Genomic DNA, 19,562 nt, shown 5'->3' on the forward strand with positions numbered 1-19,562 from the left:
CCCGATCCAGACAAGGAGCCTCCATGCCCCCGATCATCGAGGTGGACCGCCTCTCCAAGCGGTACGGCAGCGGCACGGTGGCGCTGGACGAGGTGTCGCTGGCGATCGAGCCGGGCGAGATCCTCGCGCTGCTGGGGCCGAACGGGGCCGGGAAGACGACGCTGATCTCGATCATCTGCGGGCTGGTGGTGCCGACCGGGGGGACCGTCCGGGTCGGCGGCCACGACATCCGCACCGACTGGCGCGCGGCGCGCCGGCTGATCGGGCTGGTCCCGCAGGAGATCGCGCTCGAGCCCTTCGAGACGGTGATCGACAGCGTCCGCTTCACCCGCGGGCTCTATGGCGAGGGGCCGGACGAGGCCTATCTGGAACAGCTCCTGCGCAGCCTCGCGCTGTGGGAGAAGCGGGGCGCGAAGACGCGCGAGCTCTCGGGCGGGATGAAGCGGCGTGTGCTGATCGCCAAGGCGCTGTCGCACCGGCCGCGGGTGCTGTTTCTCGACGAACCCACCGCCGGGGTGGACGTGCATCTGCGCCGCGAGATGTGGCAGGTGGTGCGCGACCTGCGCGCGCAGGGCGTGACCATCATCCTGACCACGCACTACCTCGAAGAGGCCGAGGACATGGCCGACCGCATCGGGGTGATCGACAAGGGCCGGCTGCTGCTCGTGCGCCCCAAGGCCGAGCTGATGGGCGAGTTCGGGCGGAAGCGCCTGACGGTCGAGGTGGACCGGCCGCTCGCGGCGCTGCCCGAGGGGCTGCCGCCCGGGATCGCGGCCGGGCTGACGCTGGCGCCGGGCGGGCTGCGGCTGGACTATGACTATGACGCGCGGGCGGCGCGGACCGGGATCGGGGCGCTGCTCGCGGCGCTGAACGAGCGCGGGATCGCGGTGCGGGACGTGGCGACGACGCAATCCTCTCTGGAAGAGGTGTTCATGGCGCTGCTCGAGCATGGCGGCGCCGCGGGGGGTGCCGCGGGGCGCCTCGGGGCAGGGGCGACGGACGAGGGTCCGGCCCCGGCGGCCCCGCCGGTGACCGAGGCGCTGGGCGAGGCTGCGGGCGCAGAGGCCGGGGATGCGGCCGTGGCGCGGGATGCAGGGCGGGGCACGGCATGAACTGGCAATCGGTCCGGGCGATGTATCGGCACGAGATGGCGCGGTTCTTCCGCACCATCTGGCAGTCGCTGGCCTCGCCGGTGCTTTCGACGGTGCTGTATTTCATCGTGTTCGGCGCGGCCATCGGCGGGCGCATCCAGGCGGTCGAGGGGATCGCCTATGGCGCCTTCATCGTGCCGGGGCTGATGATGCTGACGGTGCTGCAGCAGTCGGTCTCGAACGCGAGCTTCGGCATCTATTTCCCCAAGTTCTCGGGGACGATCTACGAATATCTGGTGGCGCCCACCGGCTGGGCCGAGGTGGCGCTGGGCTTCGTCGGGGCGGCGGCGACCAAGGCCGTGCTGATCGCGCTGATCATCCTGGTCACCAGCTTCGCCTTTGTCGGCGTCCACATCGCCCATCCCGTGTGGATGCTGGTGTTTCTGGTGCTGACCGCGCTCGCGTTCTCGCTGCTGGGCTTCATCATCGGGCTGTGGGCCAAGAACTTCGAGCAGTTGCAGCTGGTGCCGATGATGGTGATCACGCCGCTCGTGTTCCTCGGGGGGGCGTTCTACTCGGCCTCGATGCTGCCGGCGCCGTGGGACCGGATCGCCACCTTCAACCCGGTGCTGCACCTCATCTCGGGGTTCCGCTGGTCGTTCTTCGGCATGGCCGATGTGCCGGTCGGGCTGTCGCTCGCGGCGGTGGTGGTGATGATCGCGGTGCTGCTGGTGGCGGTGCGTTGGATATTTCTCACCGGCTGGCGGCTGCGGGAGTGAAGCGGTCGGCGGGCTGAGCGGGTCGCCGGCACGACCGTCGTGCGGGCGCCCCATCGCGGCAAAGTTGTAACGACCCGAGCCGCTTCGCGCAAAAAGTTAACCACGTCCGCACCATCTTAACCCTTCGTTAACCAATCCCCGGCTACTCGATTCGCAACGCCGCGCGACAAGCGGCGGCTGGGGACAGGGGCGAGGGCAGGTGGCGACGGCAACACTCCATGATTTCTTCGAGTTGTCCGGGCCGCCCGCCCCCGCGGCCGAATACAGCTACGCCGGAAGCCCGAACCCGGCCCCGCTGAGCTTCGGCCCGATCCTCGAGCCGGTGACGGTCGAGACGGCGAGTGCGGGCACCGTCCTCGTGGGCGACAAGGTGATGCTCGACGGGACCGCCTGGACGATCAGCCGGATGCACGAGATCACGGCGACGGTCGCCACGGTGATGCCGGACGGCTCGACCATGTATCTCTACAGCTCGCATCAGGTGCTGACGGTCAGCGACGGGACGACCCGCCGCTATCTCGCCATCGAATACGATCAGTTCGCCAAGGAGAACGAGAAATATTACCCCGGCGGGACGATCGAACGCCTGTCGATCGGCACGATGGACCAGAGCACCTACCTCACCATCGCGTATTTCTCGGGCGACAACGAGAACCGGCTGAAGGTCGCGCCGGCGATGTGCTTCGCCACCGGCACGCTGATCGAGACGGCGGACGGCCCGCGCCCGGTCGAGGCGCTGCGGGTGGGCGAGCGTGTGGTGACCCGCGACCACGGGTTCCAGCCGCTGCGCTGGCTGGGCGGGCGGCGGCTGTCGGGGGCCGAGCTCGCGCAGGCGCCGCGGCTGGCGCCGATCCGCATCGCTGCGGGGGCACTGGGGACGGGACAGCCGGCGCGCGACCTGACGCTTTCGCCCCAGCACCGGGTGCTGGTCCGCTCACCCATCGCCGGGCGGATGGCGGGGCAGGCCGAGGTGCTGGTGGCGGCGGTCCATCTGGTGGGCCTGCCGGGGGTCGAGCGGATCGCGGCGCCGGGGGGCGTCGGCTACTGGCACCTGATGTTCGACGCCCACGAGATCGTCTTCGCCAACGGCGCCGAGGCCGAGTCGCTCTATCTCGGGCCGATGGCCCGGCAGGCGCTGCCACCCGAGGCGCTGGCCGAGATCGTGGCGATCTTTCCGGGGCTGCTGGAGGAGGGCGCGGCGACCCCCGCGCCCGCGCGCCCGATGCTGCGCGGCGCGCAGAGCCGCAGGCTGGTCGAGCGTCAGGTGAAGAACCGCAAGCCGCTGGTGGCGGCGCTTCCGTTGGCGCCGGTGGCCGCGGGAGAGGTCGAGTGGCTGCCCGAGTTACTGCCTGCCTAGCGCGGGCAGAGCCGGGTCATGGGGTCGAGCGCCACATACTCGCGCGCGGTGATCGACTGGATGCTGAGCGAGTGGCGCCATTCGTTGAACCAGCGGGCGCGGATGCCGTTGCGGTAGGTCGTGGCCATGAGCTGGTCGACGATCGGCGGGATCACCTGGGTGTTGGGCAGCCGCGGGGCGTGGAACCCCACCGTCGCATCCGGCGCGAGGCAGGCGTTCGGCAGGGTCACGAGCATCGTGCAGGCCGAGTTGCAGAGCCCCCGGATCTCGACCGGGCGGCCCGAGGCGGCGAGCTGCTGGCGATGGGCCATCATCTGCACGACGTTGCCGCCGCGGTTGTCGCGGATGACGATCGGGCCCTGCGGCGCCGCAGGGGCGGCGGGCGCGGCCGCGGCCGGGCGCGCGCCGGGCCGGGTGACCGCGGGCAGGGTGACGCTCGGCAGGGTCACGGTCGGCAGGCGCACCCCCGCCGTCGGGGCGGCGGGTTGTCCGGTCTGGGCGGCAGGTTGTCCGGGGGCCGCGCCGCTCACCCCGGCGGGGGCGGCACAACCGGCGAGGACGGCGAACAGCGTCAGGACCGCGAGTGCGGCAGGGCGGAGGCGTTGGGTCATGGCGCGATCATGCCCCGCCGCGAGGCCGAGGAAAAGCCGCGGCGCTGCGTCGCGGGGCATCGGCGAGGGGATTCGGGGGTGAGGCGAGCCGGGCGGTCGCTTGGGGACGGTTGGTCCGAGCCGGAGGTCTGGCCGGGCAGAGCTTGGCGGAAGCGGTAGAACCGGTTGGCTCGGCCCGGCAGGGGGCAAGTCCGAGCAGGTGTGAGGTCTGTCAGCTGGTGAACCGGGGCAGGCGGTGAGCCCCCGCAGGTGGGGAGCCGCCGCAGGTGGTTAGGCTGGGCAGGTGGCGGGTCGGAGCGAGGGTGCGAAGCGGAGTCGGCGATGAACCGGAGTCGGCGGTGCGGCGAAGCAAATAGGGAGCCAGAGCACGTGCGGGTCGGAACAGCCACCGACTTCGGGAGGTGAAGGAGCGAGTTCGGTGGCGCCACGTGACAATGTTGGAACGGTCCGACATGGGGAGGTGGGTAGGCTGACGTTTAGGGAGAGGGACCGGCGTCGCTTGGTGACGAGCCGCGGTGACTTGCGGCGGGCGCCGAGGCGAAGCACATGGTGAGGCGTGGCAACCCAAGGGAGGCGGCAAGAAAGCGCGCCCCCCTCCGTCACGCACCTTCCGCCGCCACGGCCGCCTCGATCGCGGCCACGTCGATCTTGCGCATCGTCATCATCGCCTCGAACGCCCGCCGGGCCGGCGCGCCGCCCTGCGCGAGGGCGTCGGTCAGCACCCGCGGGGTGATCTGCCACGAGACGCCCCAGCGGTCCTTGCACCAGCCGCAGGCGCTCCCGGTCCCGCCGTTGCCGACGATGGCCTGCCACAGCCGGTCCGTCTCGGCCTGGTCGTCGGTGGCGATCTGGAACGAGAACGCCTCGGTCTGGGGAAACGTCGGGCCGCCGTTCAGCCCGAGGCAGGGGATGCCGCAGACGGTGAAGGTGACCGTCAGCACGTCGCCCTCGTGCCCGCCGGGGAAGTCCGCGGGGGCGCGGTGGACGGCGGTCACGGCGCTGTCGGGGAAGGTCGCGGCGTAGAAGCGGGCGGCGGCCTCGGCGTCGCCGTCGTACCAGAGGCAGATGGTGTTCTTGGGGGCGGCCATGGTCGATGTCCTCTCGGCTGGGGTGCGAGGAAGCGGGCCAAGCACGCCGGTCACAAGGCGAGAGGCCCGACAGGCGCGGAACGTCGCGCGCAACTTTGCGTTCCGCCCGCGGCGCGCTATAGGCGGGCCATGAGCCTCAATCCGCCGAACCTGCGTCCCGACCTCGCCCCCGCCCCGCGGCTGGGCGACGACTCACGCCCGCACGGGCCGGACCGCGAGAGCCTGGGCCGCGGCGGGCAGCCGACCATCGGCATGGTCAGCCTCGGCTGCCCCAAGGCGCTGGTCGACAGCGAGCGCATCCTGACCCGCCTGCGGGCCGAGGGCTACGCGATCAGCCCCGCCTATCAGGGCGCCGATGCGGTGATCGTGAACACCTGCGGGTTCCTCGACAGCGCCAAGGCCGAAAGCCTCGAGGCGATCGGCGAGGCGCTGGCCGAGAACGGAAGGGTGATCGTCACCGGCTGCCTGGGCGCCGAGCCGGACTACATCACCGGCGCGCATCCCAAAGTGCTCGCCGTGACCGGGCCGCACCAGTATGAGCAGGTGCTGGACGCGGTCCACGCCGCGGTGCCGCCGGCGCCCGATCCGTTCATCGACCTGCTGCCCGCGTCCGAGGTGCGGCTGACGCCCCGCCATTACGCCTATCTGAAGATTTCCGAGGGCTGCAATCACGCCTGCAAGTTCTGCATCATCCCGGACCTGCGCGGCAGGCTGGTCAGCCGCCCGGCCCATGCGGTCGTGCGCGAGGCCGAGCGGCTGGTCGCCTCGGGCGTGCGCGAGTTGCTGGTCATCTCGCAGGACACCAGCGCCTACGGGGTGGACCTGCGCCACGCCGAGGAGCGCGGGCACCGCGCGCACATCACCGACCTCGCCCGCGACCTCGGCGGGCTCGGGGCGTGGGTGCGGCTGCACTACGTCTATCCCTATCCCCACGTCCGCCAGCTCGTCCCGCTGATGGAGGCGACGGCCGCCACGGGGACCGGGGTGCTGCCCTATCTCGACATTCCCTTCCAGCACGCCCACCCGGACGTGCTGCGCCGCATGGCCCGCCCCGCGGCCAGCGCCCGGACGCTGGACGAGATCGCCGCCTGGCGCGCCGCGGTGCCGGGGATCACCCTGCGCTCGACCTTCATCGTGGGGTATCCGGGCGAGACCGAGGCCGAGTTCCAGTATCTGCTCGACTGGCTGGACGAGGCGCAACTCGACCGGGTGGGGTGCTTCCAGTACGAGAACGTGCGCGGCGCGCGGGCCAATGCGCTGCCCGACCACGTGCCGGACGCGGTCAAGCAGGACCGCTGGGACCGCTTCATGGCCAAGGCCCAGGCGATCAGCGCGGCGAAGCTGGCGGCCAAGGTCGGCACGCGGCAGCGGGTGATCGTGGACGCGGTGGACGAGGGCGGGGCCAACTGCCGGACCATGGCCGACGCGCCCGAGATCGACGGCAACCTGTTCATCGACGAGGGCTTCGCGGCGCTCTCGCCCGGCGACATGGTCGAGGTGACGGTGGACGAGGCGTCGGACTACGATTTGTGGGGCACGCTGTGATCGAGCCCGACATCCCCTATGGGGATGCGATGCTGCGGGTCCGGGCGGACCCCAAGGGCGGCATCAATGCGCCGGGCGTCGGGGGCGCGCCATGACGCTGCCGAAGTGGGACCGCGAGGGGGGGCCGAAGAAGCCCTCGATCGTCGGGATCGGGGCGCAGAAGGCGGGGACCACCTGGCTCAGCCAGATGCTGTCCCAGCACCCACAGGTGTGGCTGCCGCCCTTCAAGGAGGCGCAGTTCTTCAACCACCGCTTCGTGCCCGAGCACCGCCAGTGGCTGCCCTGGCATTTCCGCCGCGCCCGCCAGAACCTCGAAAAGCGCTACGCCGCGAAGGGCGAGGCGCTGCCGCCCGAGATGGCCGAGTGGCTCGACCGGATCACCCGCGGCGAGATGTTCACCAACCACTGGTACAAGCAGGTCTTCGCCCCCGCGCCCGCCGGCACCCAGCCCTGCGACATCACGCCCGAGTATTCGACTCTGCCCGACGAGGGCGTGGCCTTCGTCGAGACGTTCCTGCCGCAGGCGAAGTTCATCTATATCATCCGCCACCCGGTGGACCGGGCGATCAGCCAGCTCAAGATGAACCTCACCCGCAAGGGGCGCGCGCCCAAGGGGGTCGCGGGCTGGATGGCCGAGATCGACGACCCGGTGCTCTACGACCGCGGCGATTACGCGACCTACGTGCCGCGCTGGACCGCGCGCTTCGGCCCCGAGCGGCTGCTGATCCTGCCCTTCGGCGCCATAGCCGCGGACCCCGCGGGGGTGATGGCGCGGGTCGAGGCGCATTGCGGGCTCTCCCCCCACAGCTATCGCAACCTCTCGGCCAAGGTCTTTGCGGCCAACGCGGCGCTCTCGTGCCCCGGCGAGGTCCGGGCCGAGATCCGCCGCCGGGTCGAGCCGCAGTTCGCCTTCATCGAGGCGACCTTCGGGCCCGAGTTCGCCCGCCACATCCGCTAGACGGCGTGGGGGGCTGGCGGGTCAACCTGCATTATCCGTGGTGGGCGCGCACCCGCCCTGAGCGCGACGACCCGCGGCGCGGGATGCTCGGCGCGCTCGAGGCGGCGCTGGTGGACCGGAAGGACATCCGCCCGACCGGCTCGGCGGCGGCAGTCCGGCCGGGGGCCTTCGCGCCCGAGCGGGTGTGGACGCTGAACTTTCACGGCACCGGGCGCGGGCCGCGGAACCTGCACTACAAGGAAGCCTATCTGCCCGGCTTCTACACCTTCGACCCGGCCGGCTACTCCGGCTGGTCGGCCAATGCCGGGCTGCGCTTCGACCCGGCGGCGATCTCGGCGGATGAGGCGGGGCGGTATTTCGACGGCCTCGCGCAGCGGTTCCTGATCCCGCGGGTCAGCAAATACCCCCAGCCCGCGCCGCAGGCCGAGATCCCCGCGGGCTGCATCTTCGTCGCCCTGCAGGTGCCGCGCGACAAGGTGCTGACGCTGGCCGACCTCGACACCCACGCCATGCTCGCGGGGTGCCTCGCCCGTGCCCCGCGCGAGCCGGTGGTGATCAAGCTGCACCCGCGCTCGCGCGACCCGCAGTTCGAGGCGCAGGTGCGGGCGCTGCATGACCCCGCGGGCCACGTCCATGTGCTCGATGAGCCGATCGACGCGCTGATCGCGGCGGCGCGGGTGACGGTCTGCATCAACTCGGGCGTGGGGATCGAGGCGCAGCTGCGCGGCGGCGCGGTCATCACCTGCGGGGCCTCGGACTACGGCGCGCTGACGCGGCGGGCGCGGAACGCGGAGGACCTCGCCACGGCGCTCGACACCGCCGCGCCGCCCGACCCGGACCTGATGCGCCGCCATGCGACGTGGCTTTTCCGCGACGTGTTCGTGGACGACACGGCGCCGGGCTGGACCGACAAGGTGCTCGACCGCCTCGCCGCCACCTGAGCGGTGGACAGGGGCGGCCGCGGCGGCTCTACTTTCCGGCGAGGAGAGAGGGAGAGGAGCCCCGCATGACACGACCCACGCAACGACAGGCCCTGCGCGCCGCGGCACTCATCGGCTGGGTGGCGCTCGCCGGCCCCGCCGCCGCGCTCGACGCGCTGGTGGAGAAACAGTCCTTCACCCTGACCAACTTCGCCACCCAAGGCGGCGCGGTCATCCCCGAGATGACGCTGGGGTACGAGACCTACGGCACGCTGAACGCGGCGAAGGACAACGCCATCCTCATCACCCATTTCTTCTCGGGCAACTCGCACGCGGCGGGGAAATATGCGGCCGACGATGCGGCGCCGGGCTATTGGGACGCGATCATCGGGCCGGGCAAGCCCATCGACACCGACAAGTATTTCGTCGTCTCGGCCGACACGCCGGTGAACCTCGGGGCGAAGAACCCGAAGGTCATCACCACCGGCCCCGCGACGGTGAACCCGGCGACCGGCAAGCCGTGGGGGATGGACTTCCCGATCCTGACCATCGGCGATTTCGTCGAGACGCAGAAGGGGCTGATGGACCAGCTCGGGATCGGCAAGTGGCACGCGGTCATGGGCGCCTCGATGGGGGGATTGCAGGCCTATGACTGGGCGGCGCGGCATCCCGACAAGCTGACCCGGGTGATCCCGGTGATCTCGTCGGGGTGGGCCGACGCCGACCTGATCGCCTGGCTCGACGTCTGGGGCGCGCCAGTGCGGCTCGACCCCAACTGGAACGGCGGGGATTACTACGAGGGCACGCCGCCCGACGCGGGGCTGGCCGCGGCGATGAAGATCATCACCCTGCAGGCGAGCTCGCCCGACTGGACCAACCCGACCTTCGGGCGGCAATGGGCGGCCGAGGGGGCGGACCCGGCGGCGTCGTTCGACAACGAGTTCAAGGTCGTCCAGACGCTGCGCGACGGGGGCGCCGCGCGGGCCGCGACCTCGGACGCGAACCACCTGCTCTATCTCATCAAGGCCAACCAGCTCTTCGTCGCCGGCGCCACCGGGGCCGCGGCGGCAGGGGCTGCGGGGGGCACGAGCCTCTACGAGGGGCTCAAGGCCATCGACGTGCCGGTGATGCTGGTCCACACCGACGAGGATCTGGTGTTCCCCGGCGACGCGGTGCGCGAGACGGCGGCGATCATCAAGTCCGACGGAACGCCCGTCGAGGTGGTCGAGATCAACGGCACCCGCGGGCATCTGGACGGGGTGGTCAACATCGGCCAGGCCGGCGAGGCGATCCGCGGCTTCCTCGACCGTTGAAAATGCGGGGGCGCGCGATCGCCCCCGCCCACCGCGCTCGCCGCCGGCCGCTTCAACGCACGCCGCCTTCAACTCACGCCGCCGATGGCCTAGATAACCGCCAACCTTACAGGAGCGGATCATGGCCTCGTATCAGTATGTCTATCACATGGACGGCGTGTCCAAGACCTATCCCGGCGGCAAGAAGACGTTCGAGAACATCCGCCTGAACTTCCTGCCCGGGGTCAAGATCGGCGTCGTCGGCGTCAACGGCGCGGGGAAATCCACCCTGCTGCGGATCATGGCCGGGCTCGACAAGGACTTCTCGGGCGAGGCCTGGGCCGCCAAGGGCGCGACCGTCGGCTATCTGCCGCAGGAACCGCAGCTCGACCCGCAGCTCAACGTCCGCGGCAACGTGATGGAGGGGGTGAAGGCCAAGCAGGCCAAGCTCGACCGCTACAACGAACTCGCCATGAACTACTCGGACGAGACCGCCGACGAGATGGCGAAGCTGCAGGACGAGATCGACGCCGAGAACCTGTGGGATCTCGACAGCCAGGTCGATGTGGCGATGGAGGCGCTGCGCTGCCCGCCCGACGACGCCGACGTGGAAACACTTTCCGGGGGTGAGCGGCGCCGGGTGGCGCTGTGCAAGCTGCTGCTGGAACAACCGGACATGCTGCTGCTGGACGAGCCGACCAACCACCTCGACGCCGAGACGATCGCCTGGCTGCAGAAGCACCTGATCGAATATCCGGGCACGATCCTGATCGTGACCCACGACCGCTATTTCCTCGACGACATTACCGGCTGGATTCTCGAACTGGATCGCGGCCGGGGCATCCCCTACGAGGGGAACTATTCGGCGTGGCTGGAGCAGAAGGCCAAGCGGCTGGAACAGGAAGCCCGCGAGGACAAGGCGAGGCAGAAGTCGCTGGAACGCGAGCTGGACTGGATCCGCGCCGGCGCCAAGGCGCGGCAGGCCAAGCAGAAGGCGCGGATCAACGCCTATAACGAGATGGCGGCCAAGTCCGAGCGCGAGAAGATCGCCAACGCCCAGATCATCGTCCCGAACGGCCCGCGGCTGGGCGGCAAGGTGATCGAGGTCTCCGGCCTGACCAAGGCCTTCGGCGACAAGCTGCTGATCGAGGGGTTGGACTTCAGCCTGCCGCCGGGCGGGATCGTCGGCGTGATCGGCCCGAACGGGGCGGGCAAGTCCACGCTGTTCAAGATGCTGACCGGGGCCGAAAAGCCCGACGCGGGCGAGATCACCTTCGGCGACACGGTGCAGCTTTCGTTCGTGGACCAGTCCCGCGACGCGCTCGACGCCAACAAGACGGTGTGGGAGGAGATTTCGGGCGGCGCCGAGCAGATCGACCTCGGCGACGCGCAGATGAACTCGCGCGCCTATGCCTCGGCGTTCAACTTCAAGGGCGGCGACCAGCAGAAGAAGGTCGGGCTGCTCTCGGGCGGTGAGCGCAACCGCGTGCACATGGCCAAGCTGCTGAAATCGGGCGGCAACGTGCTGCTGCTCGACGAGCCGACCAACGACCTGGACGTGGAAACCCTGCAGGCGCTGGAGGCGGCGTTGGAAGATTTCGCCGGCTGCGCGGTCATCATCTCGCACGACCGCTTCTTCCTCGACCGGCTCTGCACCCACATCCTCGCCTTCGAGGGCGATGCCCATGTCGAGTGGTTCGAGGGCAACTTCGAGGCCTATGAGGAAGACAAGGTCCGCCGCCTCGGCCCCGATTCGATCGAGCCAAAGCGGGTGAAGTACAAGAAGTTCACCCGGTAAGGCGATGGACCGCTGGCTGAACGGCAACTGGGGCCAGCGCCTGCGCGAGCTGTTGCGGCGGATGTGGGTCAGGGTCACGCTGTTCAGCCTGTCGGGCGTGGCGCTCGCGGCGCTGGCGTGGTGGGTCGGGCCGTACCTGCCCTATGTGCCCGAGATCGAGCTCGCCTCGGGCTCGGTCGATGCGCTGCTCAACATCGTCGCCTCGTCGATGCTGACGGTGACGACCTTCTCGATGTCGATCATCGTCGGCGCCTACGGGTCGGCCACCACCAGCGCCACGCCGCGCTCGAACACGCTGCTGGCGGCGGACCCCGCGGCGCAGAACGCGGTGTCGATCTTCATCGGCTCGTTCCTGTTCTCGATCGTCGGGATCATCGGGCTGTCGGCGGGGCTTTACGCCGATCAGGCGCGGGTGCTGCTGTTCGTCGCGGCGCTGATCGACATCCTGCTGATCGCCTGGGCGCTGCTGCGCTGGGTGGACCACCTCAACAGCTTCGGGCGGGTCAGCGACATCATCGCCCGGATCGAGGCGGTGGCCGACGAGGCGGCGGCGCTCTATCGCGACAGCCCGACGCTGGGGGCGATGCCGGTCGAGCTGCGCGGCGGGATCACCGGGCCGGCGCTGGTCGGCAAGCGGGCGGGCTATGTGCGCTTCATCGACATGGCCGGGCTGAACGGCCTGGCCGAAAAGCACGGGATCGAGGTCGAGATCCTGCGGATGCCGGGCAAATACGTGCACCGGGACGAGCCGCTGCTGCGCGTCTCGCAGCCCGTGCCGCTCGAGGTCGGGGCCAGCCTCTGCGACGAGTTCGAGATCGGCGACACCCGCAGCTTCGATCAGGACCTGCGCTACGGGATGATCGTGCTGAGCGAGGTGGCCAGCAAGGCGCTGTCGGCGGCGGTGAACGACCCCGGCACCGCGGTGGACGTGCTGCGCGCCGGCAGCCGGGTGCTCGAGACGCTGCACGCCCCGCGGGACGGCGGCCCTGAGCCCGGCCAGCGCCCCGGTGCGCGGCAGGTGGTCGAGCACACGCGGCTGCGCGCGCCGGGGATGGACGTAGCCGAGCTTTACCGCGAGTTCTACGGCCCGATCCTGCGCGACGGGGCCGGGACGGCCGAGGTTATCCAGACGCTGATCGACGGGCTCGAGATGCTGGCCCGCTGCGGCGAGGCGGCCCCCGCCCGGCGGCTTCTGAACGACGCGCGGATGCGGTCGGATGCAGAGCTGACGCAGGGGTGGGAGCGGAAGATGGTCGGCTGACCGGGGACGGCGCGGGGCCCGGACGGGGCCACCGCGCCGCCCTTCGTGGCGTCAGTTGGCGGGCTTTGCGCCGTCCTCGGCCGGAGCTTCCTTGGTGTCGGCCGCTTCCTCGGCCGTGCCGTCCACCACCGGGTTCTCACTCTTGGTGTCCGGCGCCTCCGCCGGCGTCACCGTGACCGCGCCGCTCTCGGAGGGTGCGGGCGTGCCCGGATCGGCCGCGTCCACCGCCGCCGCGGCGCCCGGCTCGGCCTTGTCCTCGGGCGAGACCTCCTGCGCGGCGATCGGATCGACCGGCGCCGGGTTCTCACCGCCCCGCACCGTCAGCCCCAGCAGCCGCCAGGCAAGCATCCCGCCGCGATAGTAGCTGATCCGGTCGGCGGGATAGCCCGCGTCGATCATCGCCCGGATCGCGGTCGGCGACTGGCCGCACCAGATGCCGTTGCAGAACAGGATCGCCTTCTTCGCCTCGGCGCAGTCGAACTTGCCGTCGAAATCGGGCTCGCAGCCGAGCTCGCTCAGCCGCTCGACGGCCTGGGTGTAGGGGATGTTGATGGCGCCGGGGATGGTGCCGCCGGTGAACCAGTCGGGCGTGCGGCCATCGACGAGGATCGTGTCGCCCGCCTTCATCGCCTCGATCAGCTCAAGCTCGCCCACGGTGGTCACGCCGGGGGCGGGGCTCATCGGCTGGATGCAGAAGGGCGGGCAGTCCATGCTGGTCAGCGCCCAGTCCCCCTCGAGGCGGGCGCCGGGGGTCTGGTCGCGGCGGATGGTGAACTCTCCATCGGGGGTCTTGAACACCGCCTCGGCCATGTCGCGGGTGATGCCGACGCGGGGGGCGCCCTGCGGGGACGCCGGGGCGGCCTCGGGGGTCGCGGTCGGGGTCGCGGCGGGCGCTTCGGCCGGGGCGGCGGGGGCCGGCGTGGCCTGCGCCAGCGCCATCGGTGCGGTGGCGGCGGTCAGCAGCAGGACGGCGGCCGAGCGGATCAGGGTCGTGGTCATGCGGGTCTCCTCCCTCTTTCGTACGGGGGGTCAGCGCGCGACCGCGCGGTGGGGTTCCCTTTTCGGCCCCCGCGCGGCCCGCCGCGCCGGGCGGGCGGGTGATGGAGCCATCGTGACTTTCCCCCCGGCGCCGATGCCCGTAAGCCCAGGGGGAACCGCCCGCGTCAGGGCCCCGGTCGGACCTCGGGTCCGTGGCCGAGCCGCCCTGACCGCCCGTGACCGCGCCGGCCCCGCCAGGGGGCGCCGCGCAGAAGCGGACCTGCACCCGGCAGGCCCCGCGATGAAAGGAACCGCCATGCCGACCCGCCGCCAGACCCTCGCCCTGACCCTGCCGCTCGCCGCCGGTGTGGCGCTGACGACCCGCGGGGCGGTTGCCCAGACCGCCACCGCGGCCCGGCCCAACCCGATGCCCGCGGCGCTGCGCACCGCGCTCGAGCGCGACCCGACGGCGCCGGTGCTAGGCAACCCCAAGGGCGACATCACCCTGTCCGAGTTCTTCGACTACAACTGCCCGTACTGCAAAACCGTCATGCCGATGATGCAGCGGCTGATCGCGGCGGACCCCGGCCTGCGGGTGGTGTTCCGCGAATGGCCGGTGTTCGGCGAGGACTCCGAGTTCGCAGCCCGCGCGGCGCTCGCGGCGCTGCCGCAGGGGAAATACTGGCAGATGCACGCGGGGCTGATGGGCATCAAGGGGCGCGCGACCGAAGCCTCGGTGATGCGAGTGGTGCGCCGGGTCGGGCTGGATGAGGGCAAGCTCAGGGCCGAGATGCAGTCGGACCGGGTCAGCCGGCACATCAACGCCTCGTTCGAGCTCGCCGACCACATGGGCCTCGTCGGGACGCCGACGCTGATCGCGGGGGACGAGGCGGTGTTCGGGCACCAGAGCCTCGATGATCTCAAGGCGCTGGTGGCGCGCGGCCGCAAGACGCTGGGGGTCTAGAGCGGCAGGGTCACGAAGGCCGGGCCGGCGGGGGTGGCGACGAACGCGCCCCCGACGCCGAAGCTGTCGCGCAGGTGGGGGGCGGTCAGCACCTCGGGCGGGGCGCCGTCGGCCACCAGCCGGCCGCGGTCCATCAGCACCAGCCGGTCGCAGAACCGCGCCGCGAGGCCGAGCTCGTGGACCGAGGCGATCACCGTGCGGCCCTGCCGCGCGAGGTCGCGGAAGAGCGCCATCACCGCGAGCTGATGCGCCGGGTCGAGGCCTGCCACCGGCTCGTCGGCCAGGATCAGCGGCGTGCGCTGGGCCAGAAGCCGGGCGATGAGCACCCGCGCCAGCTCACCGCCCGAGAGTTCCGTGGCCCGGCGGTCGCGCAGGTGGGTGGCGTCGAGCGCGGCGAGCGCCTCGGCCACCGCCGGGGAATCGGCGCGCCGGTCGGGGTCGGCGCGACGGCCCAGCCGCACCAGCGCCGCGACCGGGATCGGCCAGGCGACCTCGCGCGTCTGCGGCAGCCACGCGGCGCGTCGGGCGCGCCGGGCGCGGGGCAGGGCGGCGAGGTCGCTCGTCCCCTCGGCCGCGATCAGCCCCAGCGCGGCGCGCATCAGCGTGGACTTGCCCGCGCCGTTCGGGCCGATGAGGCCCACGAACTGCCCCGGCGGGACCGCCAGCGACACCCGGTCCACCACCGGGCAGCCGTCCCGGCGGACGGTGAGGGCGCTGAGCGTCAGGCTCATTTTCCGGCCTCGGTGCGGCGGATGAGGTGCAGGAACACCGGCGCGCCGACCAGCGCCATCATCACCCCGAGCTTCAGGTCCTGGTCGGGCAGGATCACCCGCACCGCCACGTCGGCGGCGAGCACCAGCGCCGCGCCCCCCAGCGCCGCCGCCGGCAGCAGCCGCGAGGGCAGCCCGCCGCTGAGCCCGCGCAAGAGATGCGGCACCACCAGCCCGACAAAGCCGATCGCGCCTGCCACTGCCGTCGCCGCCCCGACCGCGGCGGCGGTGCCCAGCACCACCGCCAGCCGCAGCCGGGCCAGGTCCACGCCCAGCGAGGCCGCGGCCTCCTCGCCCAGGGTCAGCGCGTCGAGCCCGCGCCCGGTCAGCGCCAGCGCCCCCCAGCCGAGCGCCATAACCGGCGCTGCCGCGGCGACATGGGCCCAGCTGCGGTCGGCGAGCGAGCCCATCGTCCAGAACATGATGTCATAGGCCGCAAACGGGTTCGGCGAGAGGTTCAGCACCAGCGCCGTCAGCGCCCCGGCCAGCGCCGAGACGGCGATCCCGCCGAGGATCAGCGCAAAGCTGCCGCCGCCGCGTCCGGCCAGCATCAGGATCAGCGCGACGCCCCCCAGCGCCCCGCCGAGCGCGGCGAGCGGCACCGTCATTCCCAGCGCCGAGGCACCGAGCTGGATGGCGATCACCGCCCCCAGCGCCGCCGAGGCCGAGACGCCGATCAGCCCCGGCTCGGCCAGCGGGTTCCGCAGATACCCCTGCAACGCCGCCCCCGACAGGCCGAGGCTGATGCCGACCATGATCCCCAGCACCGCCCGCGGCGCCCGGATCTCGCGCATGACGAGGCCCAGCGGCCCCTCGCCCGAGACGAGCGCGGCGAGGCTCTCGCCCGGCGGCGTCCCCGCCGGCCCGACCAGCAGCGAGGCGAGCGCCAGCACCGCGACCAGAAGCGCCAGCGCGCCGAGCAGCAGGGCGGGGCGCGGGGTCACGGCTGCCCTGCGGGCAGGGCCGCGCGCGCCTCGGCGAGGGTGGCCAGCGCGTCGAGCACCTGCGGGATGCCGCAGGCCCAGTCGGCGTCGGGGATCTCGATCCGGCGGGCGCGCAGGTGGGTGAGCGCCGGGTGGGTCAGCGTCTCCTCGGCGCGCGAGGCGCCGGGGAAGCGGCGGCCGGTCACGATCAGCGCCGGGTCGGCCAGCACCAGCGTCTCGAGCGGGACGGTGCCCGACCCGGCCATCCCCAACCGCTCGGAGAGAAGCGCGAAGCCCGCGGTCTTGAGCACGTCGCCGGCGAGGCTCTCGGCCCCGGCCGAATAGCCGTTCGGCCCCCAGGTCGCGGCCAGCGGCGCGCCCTCGCCCGCGGGGTGGGCCAGCCGGGCGAGGCGGGCGTCGAACTGCGCCAGCATCGCTTCGGCCGCCGGCGCCCGCCCGAGCGCCTGCCCGATGGTGCGGATCGCCGCCCGCGTCTCGGCCAGCGAGGTCGGCGGGGCGAGGGTCACGACGGGCACGCCCAGCCGCGCCAGCATCGCCACCGGCGGGCCGTCATAGGTCCCCGCGAGCACGAGGTCGGGGCGCATCAGATAGACCTCTTCGGCGCGGCCGCGGTTCGGCGGATAGGCCGCGGCCTCGGCGACCATCGCCGACATCTGCGGATCGCGGGCGAGGTGGCTGACCGAGACGAGCTGCCCCGGCGCGGCCAGCAGCATGGCGAGCTGGTCGGTGCAGAGGTTCATCGACACCACCCGCGCGGGCGGGGTGGCGGGGGGCGGGAGGGCCGCCGGGGCCGCCCCGGCCAGCGCCGGGACGAGCAGCGCGGCGAGCAACGCGAGAGGCCGCGGTGCCCGCAGGGGACGCCGGGCCAGCCGCGGACGGCCCGCGGGCACCCGGCGCCTCGCCGCGCGCGGCGCGGCAAGGTCGGGTGCGGGCGCGGGCCGGGGGTCGGTCAAAACCGCTGCTCGATGCCGATCCAGGCGGCGCGGCCGGGGGCGGTGTAGCCCCACGCCTCCTGATACTCGGCGTCGAAGAGGTTGTTGATCCGCCCGGTCAGCCGCGCGCTGTCGGTCAGGTCAAAGCTCGCCGCCATGTTCACCACGGTGAAATCGGGCATCCGCGCGTTGGCGTAGGTGCCCCAGTACTGTTCGCTCGTCATGTCGGCGACGTGGCGCAGGTCCGCCGACACCCAGCCGCGCCCGCCGAAGGTCTTGAGCGTCGCGGTCAGCCCCAGCTCATGCCGGGGGCGACGGGTGGCGGGGCTGTCGTCGGGGTTGCGGGCGTCGAGATAGGTATAGGCGCCGCGCAGCGACAGCGCGTCCGTGACCTCGTACTGGGCGGCGACCTCGACCCCCTCGCGGCGGCTGGTGCCGTCGATGTTGAAGTAGTTCGAGCCGTCGGGCAGCGGCACGCGAGAATAGTCGATGGCGTTCTCAAGCCGGTCGCGGAACCAGGTCACGTCGATCAGGCCGCGCCCGTCGGGCAGGCGGTATTCCAGCCCGAGGTCCACGCTCCGGTTCGTCTCGGGCACGAGATCGGGGTTGCCGACCGTGCCGTAGCCGCCGAGCAGCTGGTAATACTGCGGGTTGACCACCCCGGTCCCGGCCGAGGCGTGCAGCCGGTAGGGCGTGCCCGCGATCTGCCACGACAGGCCGGCCGCCCAGGTCGTCTGGTCGGCCACGGTCGAGTTGTCGTCGCGGCGCAGGCCGAGCTGCACATCCAGCCCGTTGTCGAAGGCGCCGCGATACTCGAGCGCCACCGAATCGGTGTCGAGGTTCCAGTCGGACCCGCCCGAGGCGCGGTCCTTGATGTGGTCATAGGCCAGCGCCACCGTCTGGCGCGCGTCCGCCACCGCGGCGTCGAGACCGTAGGTCGCGCGGTATTTCAGCGCCTCGCGCCGCCCTTCGCTGTCCACCGGGAAATCGTCGTGGCTGTCGACCTCGGTGCGCGTCTCCTGCCACGAGAGCCGGTGGGTCAGCCGCCCGTCGAGCGTCGCAAGCTCACCCCAGACGGTGTTGATCCGCTCGCGCCGGTCGGCCCAGTAGTCGGCGTCGCGCAGGTAGTCCCTGGCCGAGGTCGCGGCAAAGTTGGTGGCGTCGTACCAATAGCGCTCCTCGGCGTGGCGGGTGGCGAACCCCAGCTTCAGGTCGTCGGTCGCCTGCCAGTCGCCCGAGAATGCCAGCGTCGCCCGGCGCAGCCCGTCGCGGTCGCCGGGATCGCCCTTCGAGACGTCGGAGCTGCGGTCCTCGCGGTAGCCGGCGTCCACCTGCATCCGCAGCCGGTCGGTGACGGTGGCGTAGCTCAGCGCGCCGGCGGCGCCGTTGCCGCCCTCGATCATCGCCCGCCCGCCGGTGCGGTCGGCCTTGCGGGTGATGATGTTGACCACGCCCGAGGCGGCGGCCGAGCCGTAATAGACCGACTGCGGGCCGCGCAGCACCTCGATGCGCTCGACATCGGTAAGGTCGAGGCCGCTGAACGTATAGGGCTGGTCGCCGCCCGCGGCGTTCACGCCGTCGATCAGCACCAGCGTGTGGTTCGGATTGCCGCCGCGGATGCGGATGCTGCCGGCCGAGACGCCGGTCGCGGTGATCGAGACGCCGGGCAGGCCGCGCAGCGCGTCCTGCACCGTGGCGGTACCGCGCTGCTCAAGCTCTTCGGCGGTGATGACGGTGGCGGCGCGGCCGTAGGCGTCGGCCTCGACCGGCGAGAAGCCGCCCGAGATCACCACCGGGTCGAGGGTGACGGCGGTGACCCCGGCGGGGGTGGGCTCGCTAGCGACCTGGGCGTGCCCTGCGGCGGGCAGCGCGAGCGCTACGATCAGCGGCAGCGCAGTGGCGGCGAGCAGGCAGGGGGCAGAAGGGACGTGAGGCATCTGGCTGTTCCCGTGGACGGGGCGGGCGGTCGGCCCGCGGTTGGTGGTGGTCCGGGAATCGGTGCGACCCCGCAGACAGCAAAGATCACCGCTGCGGCAGGCCGCTTTGCCCGCACGCCCCGCGCCGGCAAAAGGGTGGTGACCGAGCAGGTCTCCTGGCTTGCGGAACATCGCGGCGGCCGGCCTTCCCGGGGGTGCGGTCCCCAGTGGCGTGTCGGCGCCGCCATCCGCGCACAGTTGCGGGGGCAGCCACGGCTGCGGGCAGGTGCCCGTCCCCCGTGTTCCCTTTCAATCCGGCGAGGCCGGAACTCGGTCGCGGCCTGCTATCGCGCCGGGG

16 protein-coding genes, 1 pseudogene and 1 riboswitch are annotated in these 19,562 nt (G+C 72.0%); of the genes and pseudogenes, 10 read left to right on the top strand and 7 right to left on the bottom strand.

Annotated features, from left to right (window positions below):
* Positions 1–23 precede the first annotated feature (23 nt).
* The 3 genes and pseudogenes from HGN31_RS10695 to HGN31_RS16525 all read left to right on the top strand — a co-directional run.
* Positions 24–953, top strand: a pseudogene (locus HGN31_RS10695) (ABC transporter ATP-binding protein); the annotation flags it as partial.
* A 155-nt stretch (positions 954–1,108) separates the two neighbouring features.
* A complete protein-coding gene (locus HGN31_RS10700) occupies positions 1,109–1,870 on the top strand; it encodes an ABC transporter permease (protein ID WP_168783168.1) in 762 nt (253 codons plus the stop codon).
* 199 nt (positions 1,871–2,069) lie between these two features.
* A complete protein-coding gene (locus HGN31_RS16525; protein ID WP_244960976.1) occupies positions 2,070–3,227 on the top strand; it encodes a Hint domain-containing protein in 1,158 nt (385 codons plus the stop codon).
* On the opposite strand, the gene HGN31_RS10710 is transcribed toward HGN31_RS16525, so the two are convergent.
* Entirely contained in the window at positions 3,224–3,838 is a 615-nt protein-coding gene (locus HGN31_RS10710) for a hypothetical protein (protein WP_168783169.1), read from the bottom strand. The two genes, HGN31_RS16525 and HGN31_RS10710, sit on opposite strands and share 4 nt — an antisense overlap.
* Before the next feature lie 599 nt (positions 3,839–4,437).
* Positions 4,438–4,926 carry a VOC family protein gene (locus HGN31_RS10715; RefSeq protein WP_168783170.1) on the bottom strand — a complete coding sequence of 163 codons (489 nt, stop codon included), beginning with the start codon at positions 4,924–4,926 and terminating at the stop codon, positions 4,438–4,440.
* 129 nt (positions 4,927–5,055) lie between these two features.
* On the opposite strand from HGN31_RS10715, the gene rimO reads away from it, so the two are divergent.
* The 6 genes from rimO (at position 5,056) to HGN31_RS10745 (ending at position 12,700) form a co-directional block, all read left to right on the top strand.
* Positions 5,056–6,471 carry a 30S ribosomal protein S12 methylthiotransferase RimO gene (gene rimO, locus HGN31_RS10720; RefSeq protein ID WP_168783171.1) on the top strand — a complete coding sequence of 472 codons (1,416 nt, stop codon included), beginning with the start codon at positions 5,056–5,058 and terminating at the stop codon, positions 6,469–6,471.
* Between the two features lie 91 nt (positions 6,472–6,562).
* Positions 6,563–7,429, top strand: coding sequence for a sulfotransferase family protein (locus HGN31_RS10725; RefSeq protein WP_168783172.1), 867 nt, complete (start codon positions 6,563–6,565; stop codon positions 7,427–7,429).
* 5 nt (positions 7,430–7,434) lie between these two features.
* Positions 7,435–8,370, top strand: coding sequence for a capsular polysaccharide export protein, LipB/KpsS family (locus HGN31_RS10730; protein ID WP_168783173.1), 936 nt, complete (start codon positions 7,435–7,437; stop codon positions 8,368–8,370).
* Between the two features lie 65 nt (positions 8,371–8,435).
* Complete coding sequence (locus tag HGN31_RS10735) at positions 8,436–9,662, top strand: E22 family MetX-like putative esterase (protein WP_168783174.1); 1,227 nt, start codon at positions 8,436–8,438, stop codon at positions 9,660–9,662.
* Between the two features lie 121 nt (positions 9,663–9,783).
* Entirely contained in the window at positions 9,784–11,439 is a 1,656-nt protein-coding gene (gene ettA / locus HGN31_RS10740; protein ID WP_168783175.1) for an energy-dependent translational throttle protein EttA, read from the top strand.
* A 4-nt stretch (positions 11,440–11,443) separates the two neighbouring features.
* Complete coding sequence (locus HGN31_RS10745) at positions 11,444–12,700, top strand: DUF2254 domain-containing protein (RefSeq protein ID WP_168783176.1); 1,257 nt, start codon at positions 11,444–11,446, stop codon at positions 12,698–12,700.
* Between the two features lie 51 nt (positions 12,701–12,751).
* Here HGN31_RS10745 and HGN31_RS16725 read toward each other — a convergent pair whose 3' ends face one another.
* Positions 12,752–13,699 (bottom strand): rhodanese-like domain-containing protein, encoded by a 948-nt coding sequence (locus HGN31_RS16725; protein WP_342355768.1) that lies wholly within the window; start codon positions 13,697–13,699, stop codon positions 12,752–12,754.
* Positions 13,700–13,994: 295 nt separating this feature from the next.
* Between HGN31_RS16725 and HGN31_RS10755 the strand changes: the two genes are divergently transcribed.
* Positions 13,995–14,642, top strand: a complete 648-nt coding sequence (locus HGN31_RS10755) for a DsbA family protein (RefSeq protein ID WP_168783177.1) — start codon at positions 13,995–13,997, stop codon at positions 14,640–14,642.
* Here HGN31_RS10755 and HGN31_RS10760 read toward each other — a convergent pair.
* The 4 genes from HGN31_RS10760 to HGN31_RS10775 form a co-directional block, all read right to left on the bottom strand.
* Positions 14,639–15,373, bottom strand: coding sequence for an ABC transporter ATP-binding protein (locus tag HGN31_RS10760; RefSeq protein ID WP_168783178.1), 735 nt, complete (start codon positions 15,371–15,373; stop codon positions 14,639–14,641). The two genes, HGN31_RS10755 and HGN31_RS10760, sit on opposite strands and share 4 nt — an antisense overlap.
* Positions 15,370–16,356 carry a FecCD family ABC transporter permease gene (locus HGN31_RS10765; RefSeq protein WP_168783179.1) on the bottom strand — a complete coding sequence of 329 codons (987 nt, stop codon included), beginning with the start codon at positions 16,354–16,356 and terminating at the stop codon, positions 15,370–15,372. Before HGN31_RS10765 ends, HGN31_RS10760 begins: the two co-directional genes overlap by 4 nt.
* Complete coding sequence (locus HGN31_RS10770) at positions 16,353–17,210, bottom strand: ABC transporter substrate-binding protein (protein WP_168783911.1); 858 nt, start codon at positions 17,208–17,210, stop codon at positions 16,353–16,355. The genes HGN31_RS10765 and HGN31_RS10770 overlap by 4 nt, the downstream gene beginning before the upstream one ends.
* A 95-nt stretch (positions 17,211–17,305) precedes the next feature.
* Entirely contained in the window at positions 17,306–19,225 is a 1,920-nt protein-coding gene (locus HGN31_RS10775) for a TonB-dependent receptor plug domain-containing protein (protein WP_168783180.1), read from the bottom strand.
* Positions 19,226–19,353: 128 nt separating this feature from the next.
* A riboswitch (cobalamin riboswitch) is annotated at positions 19,354–19,553 on the bottom strand.
* Positions 19,554–19,562: the final 9 nt, after the last annotated feature.

Source organism: Paracoccus sanguinis, assembly GCF_012689545.1.
GTDB lineage: Bacteria > Pseudomonadota > Alphaproteobacteria > Rhodobacterales > Rhodobacteraceae > Paracoccus > Paracoccus panacisoli.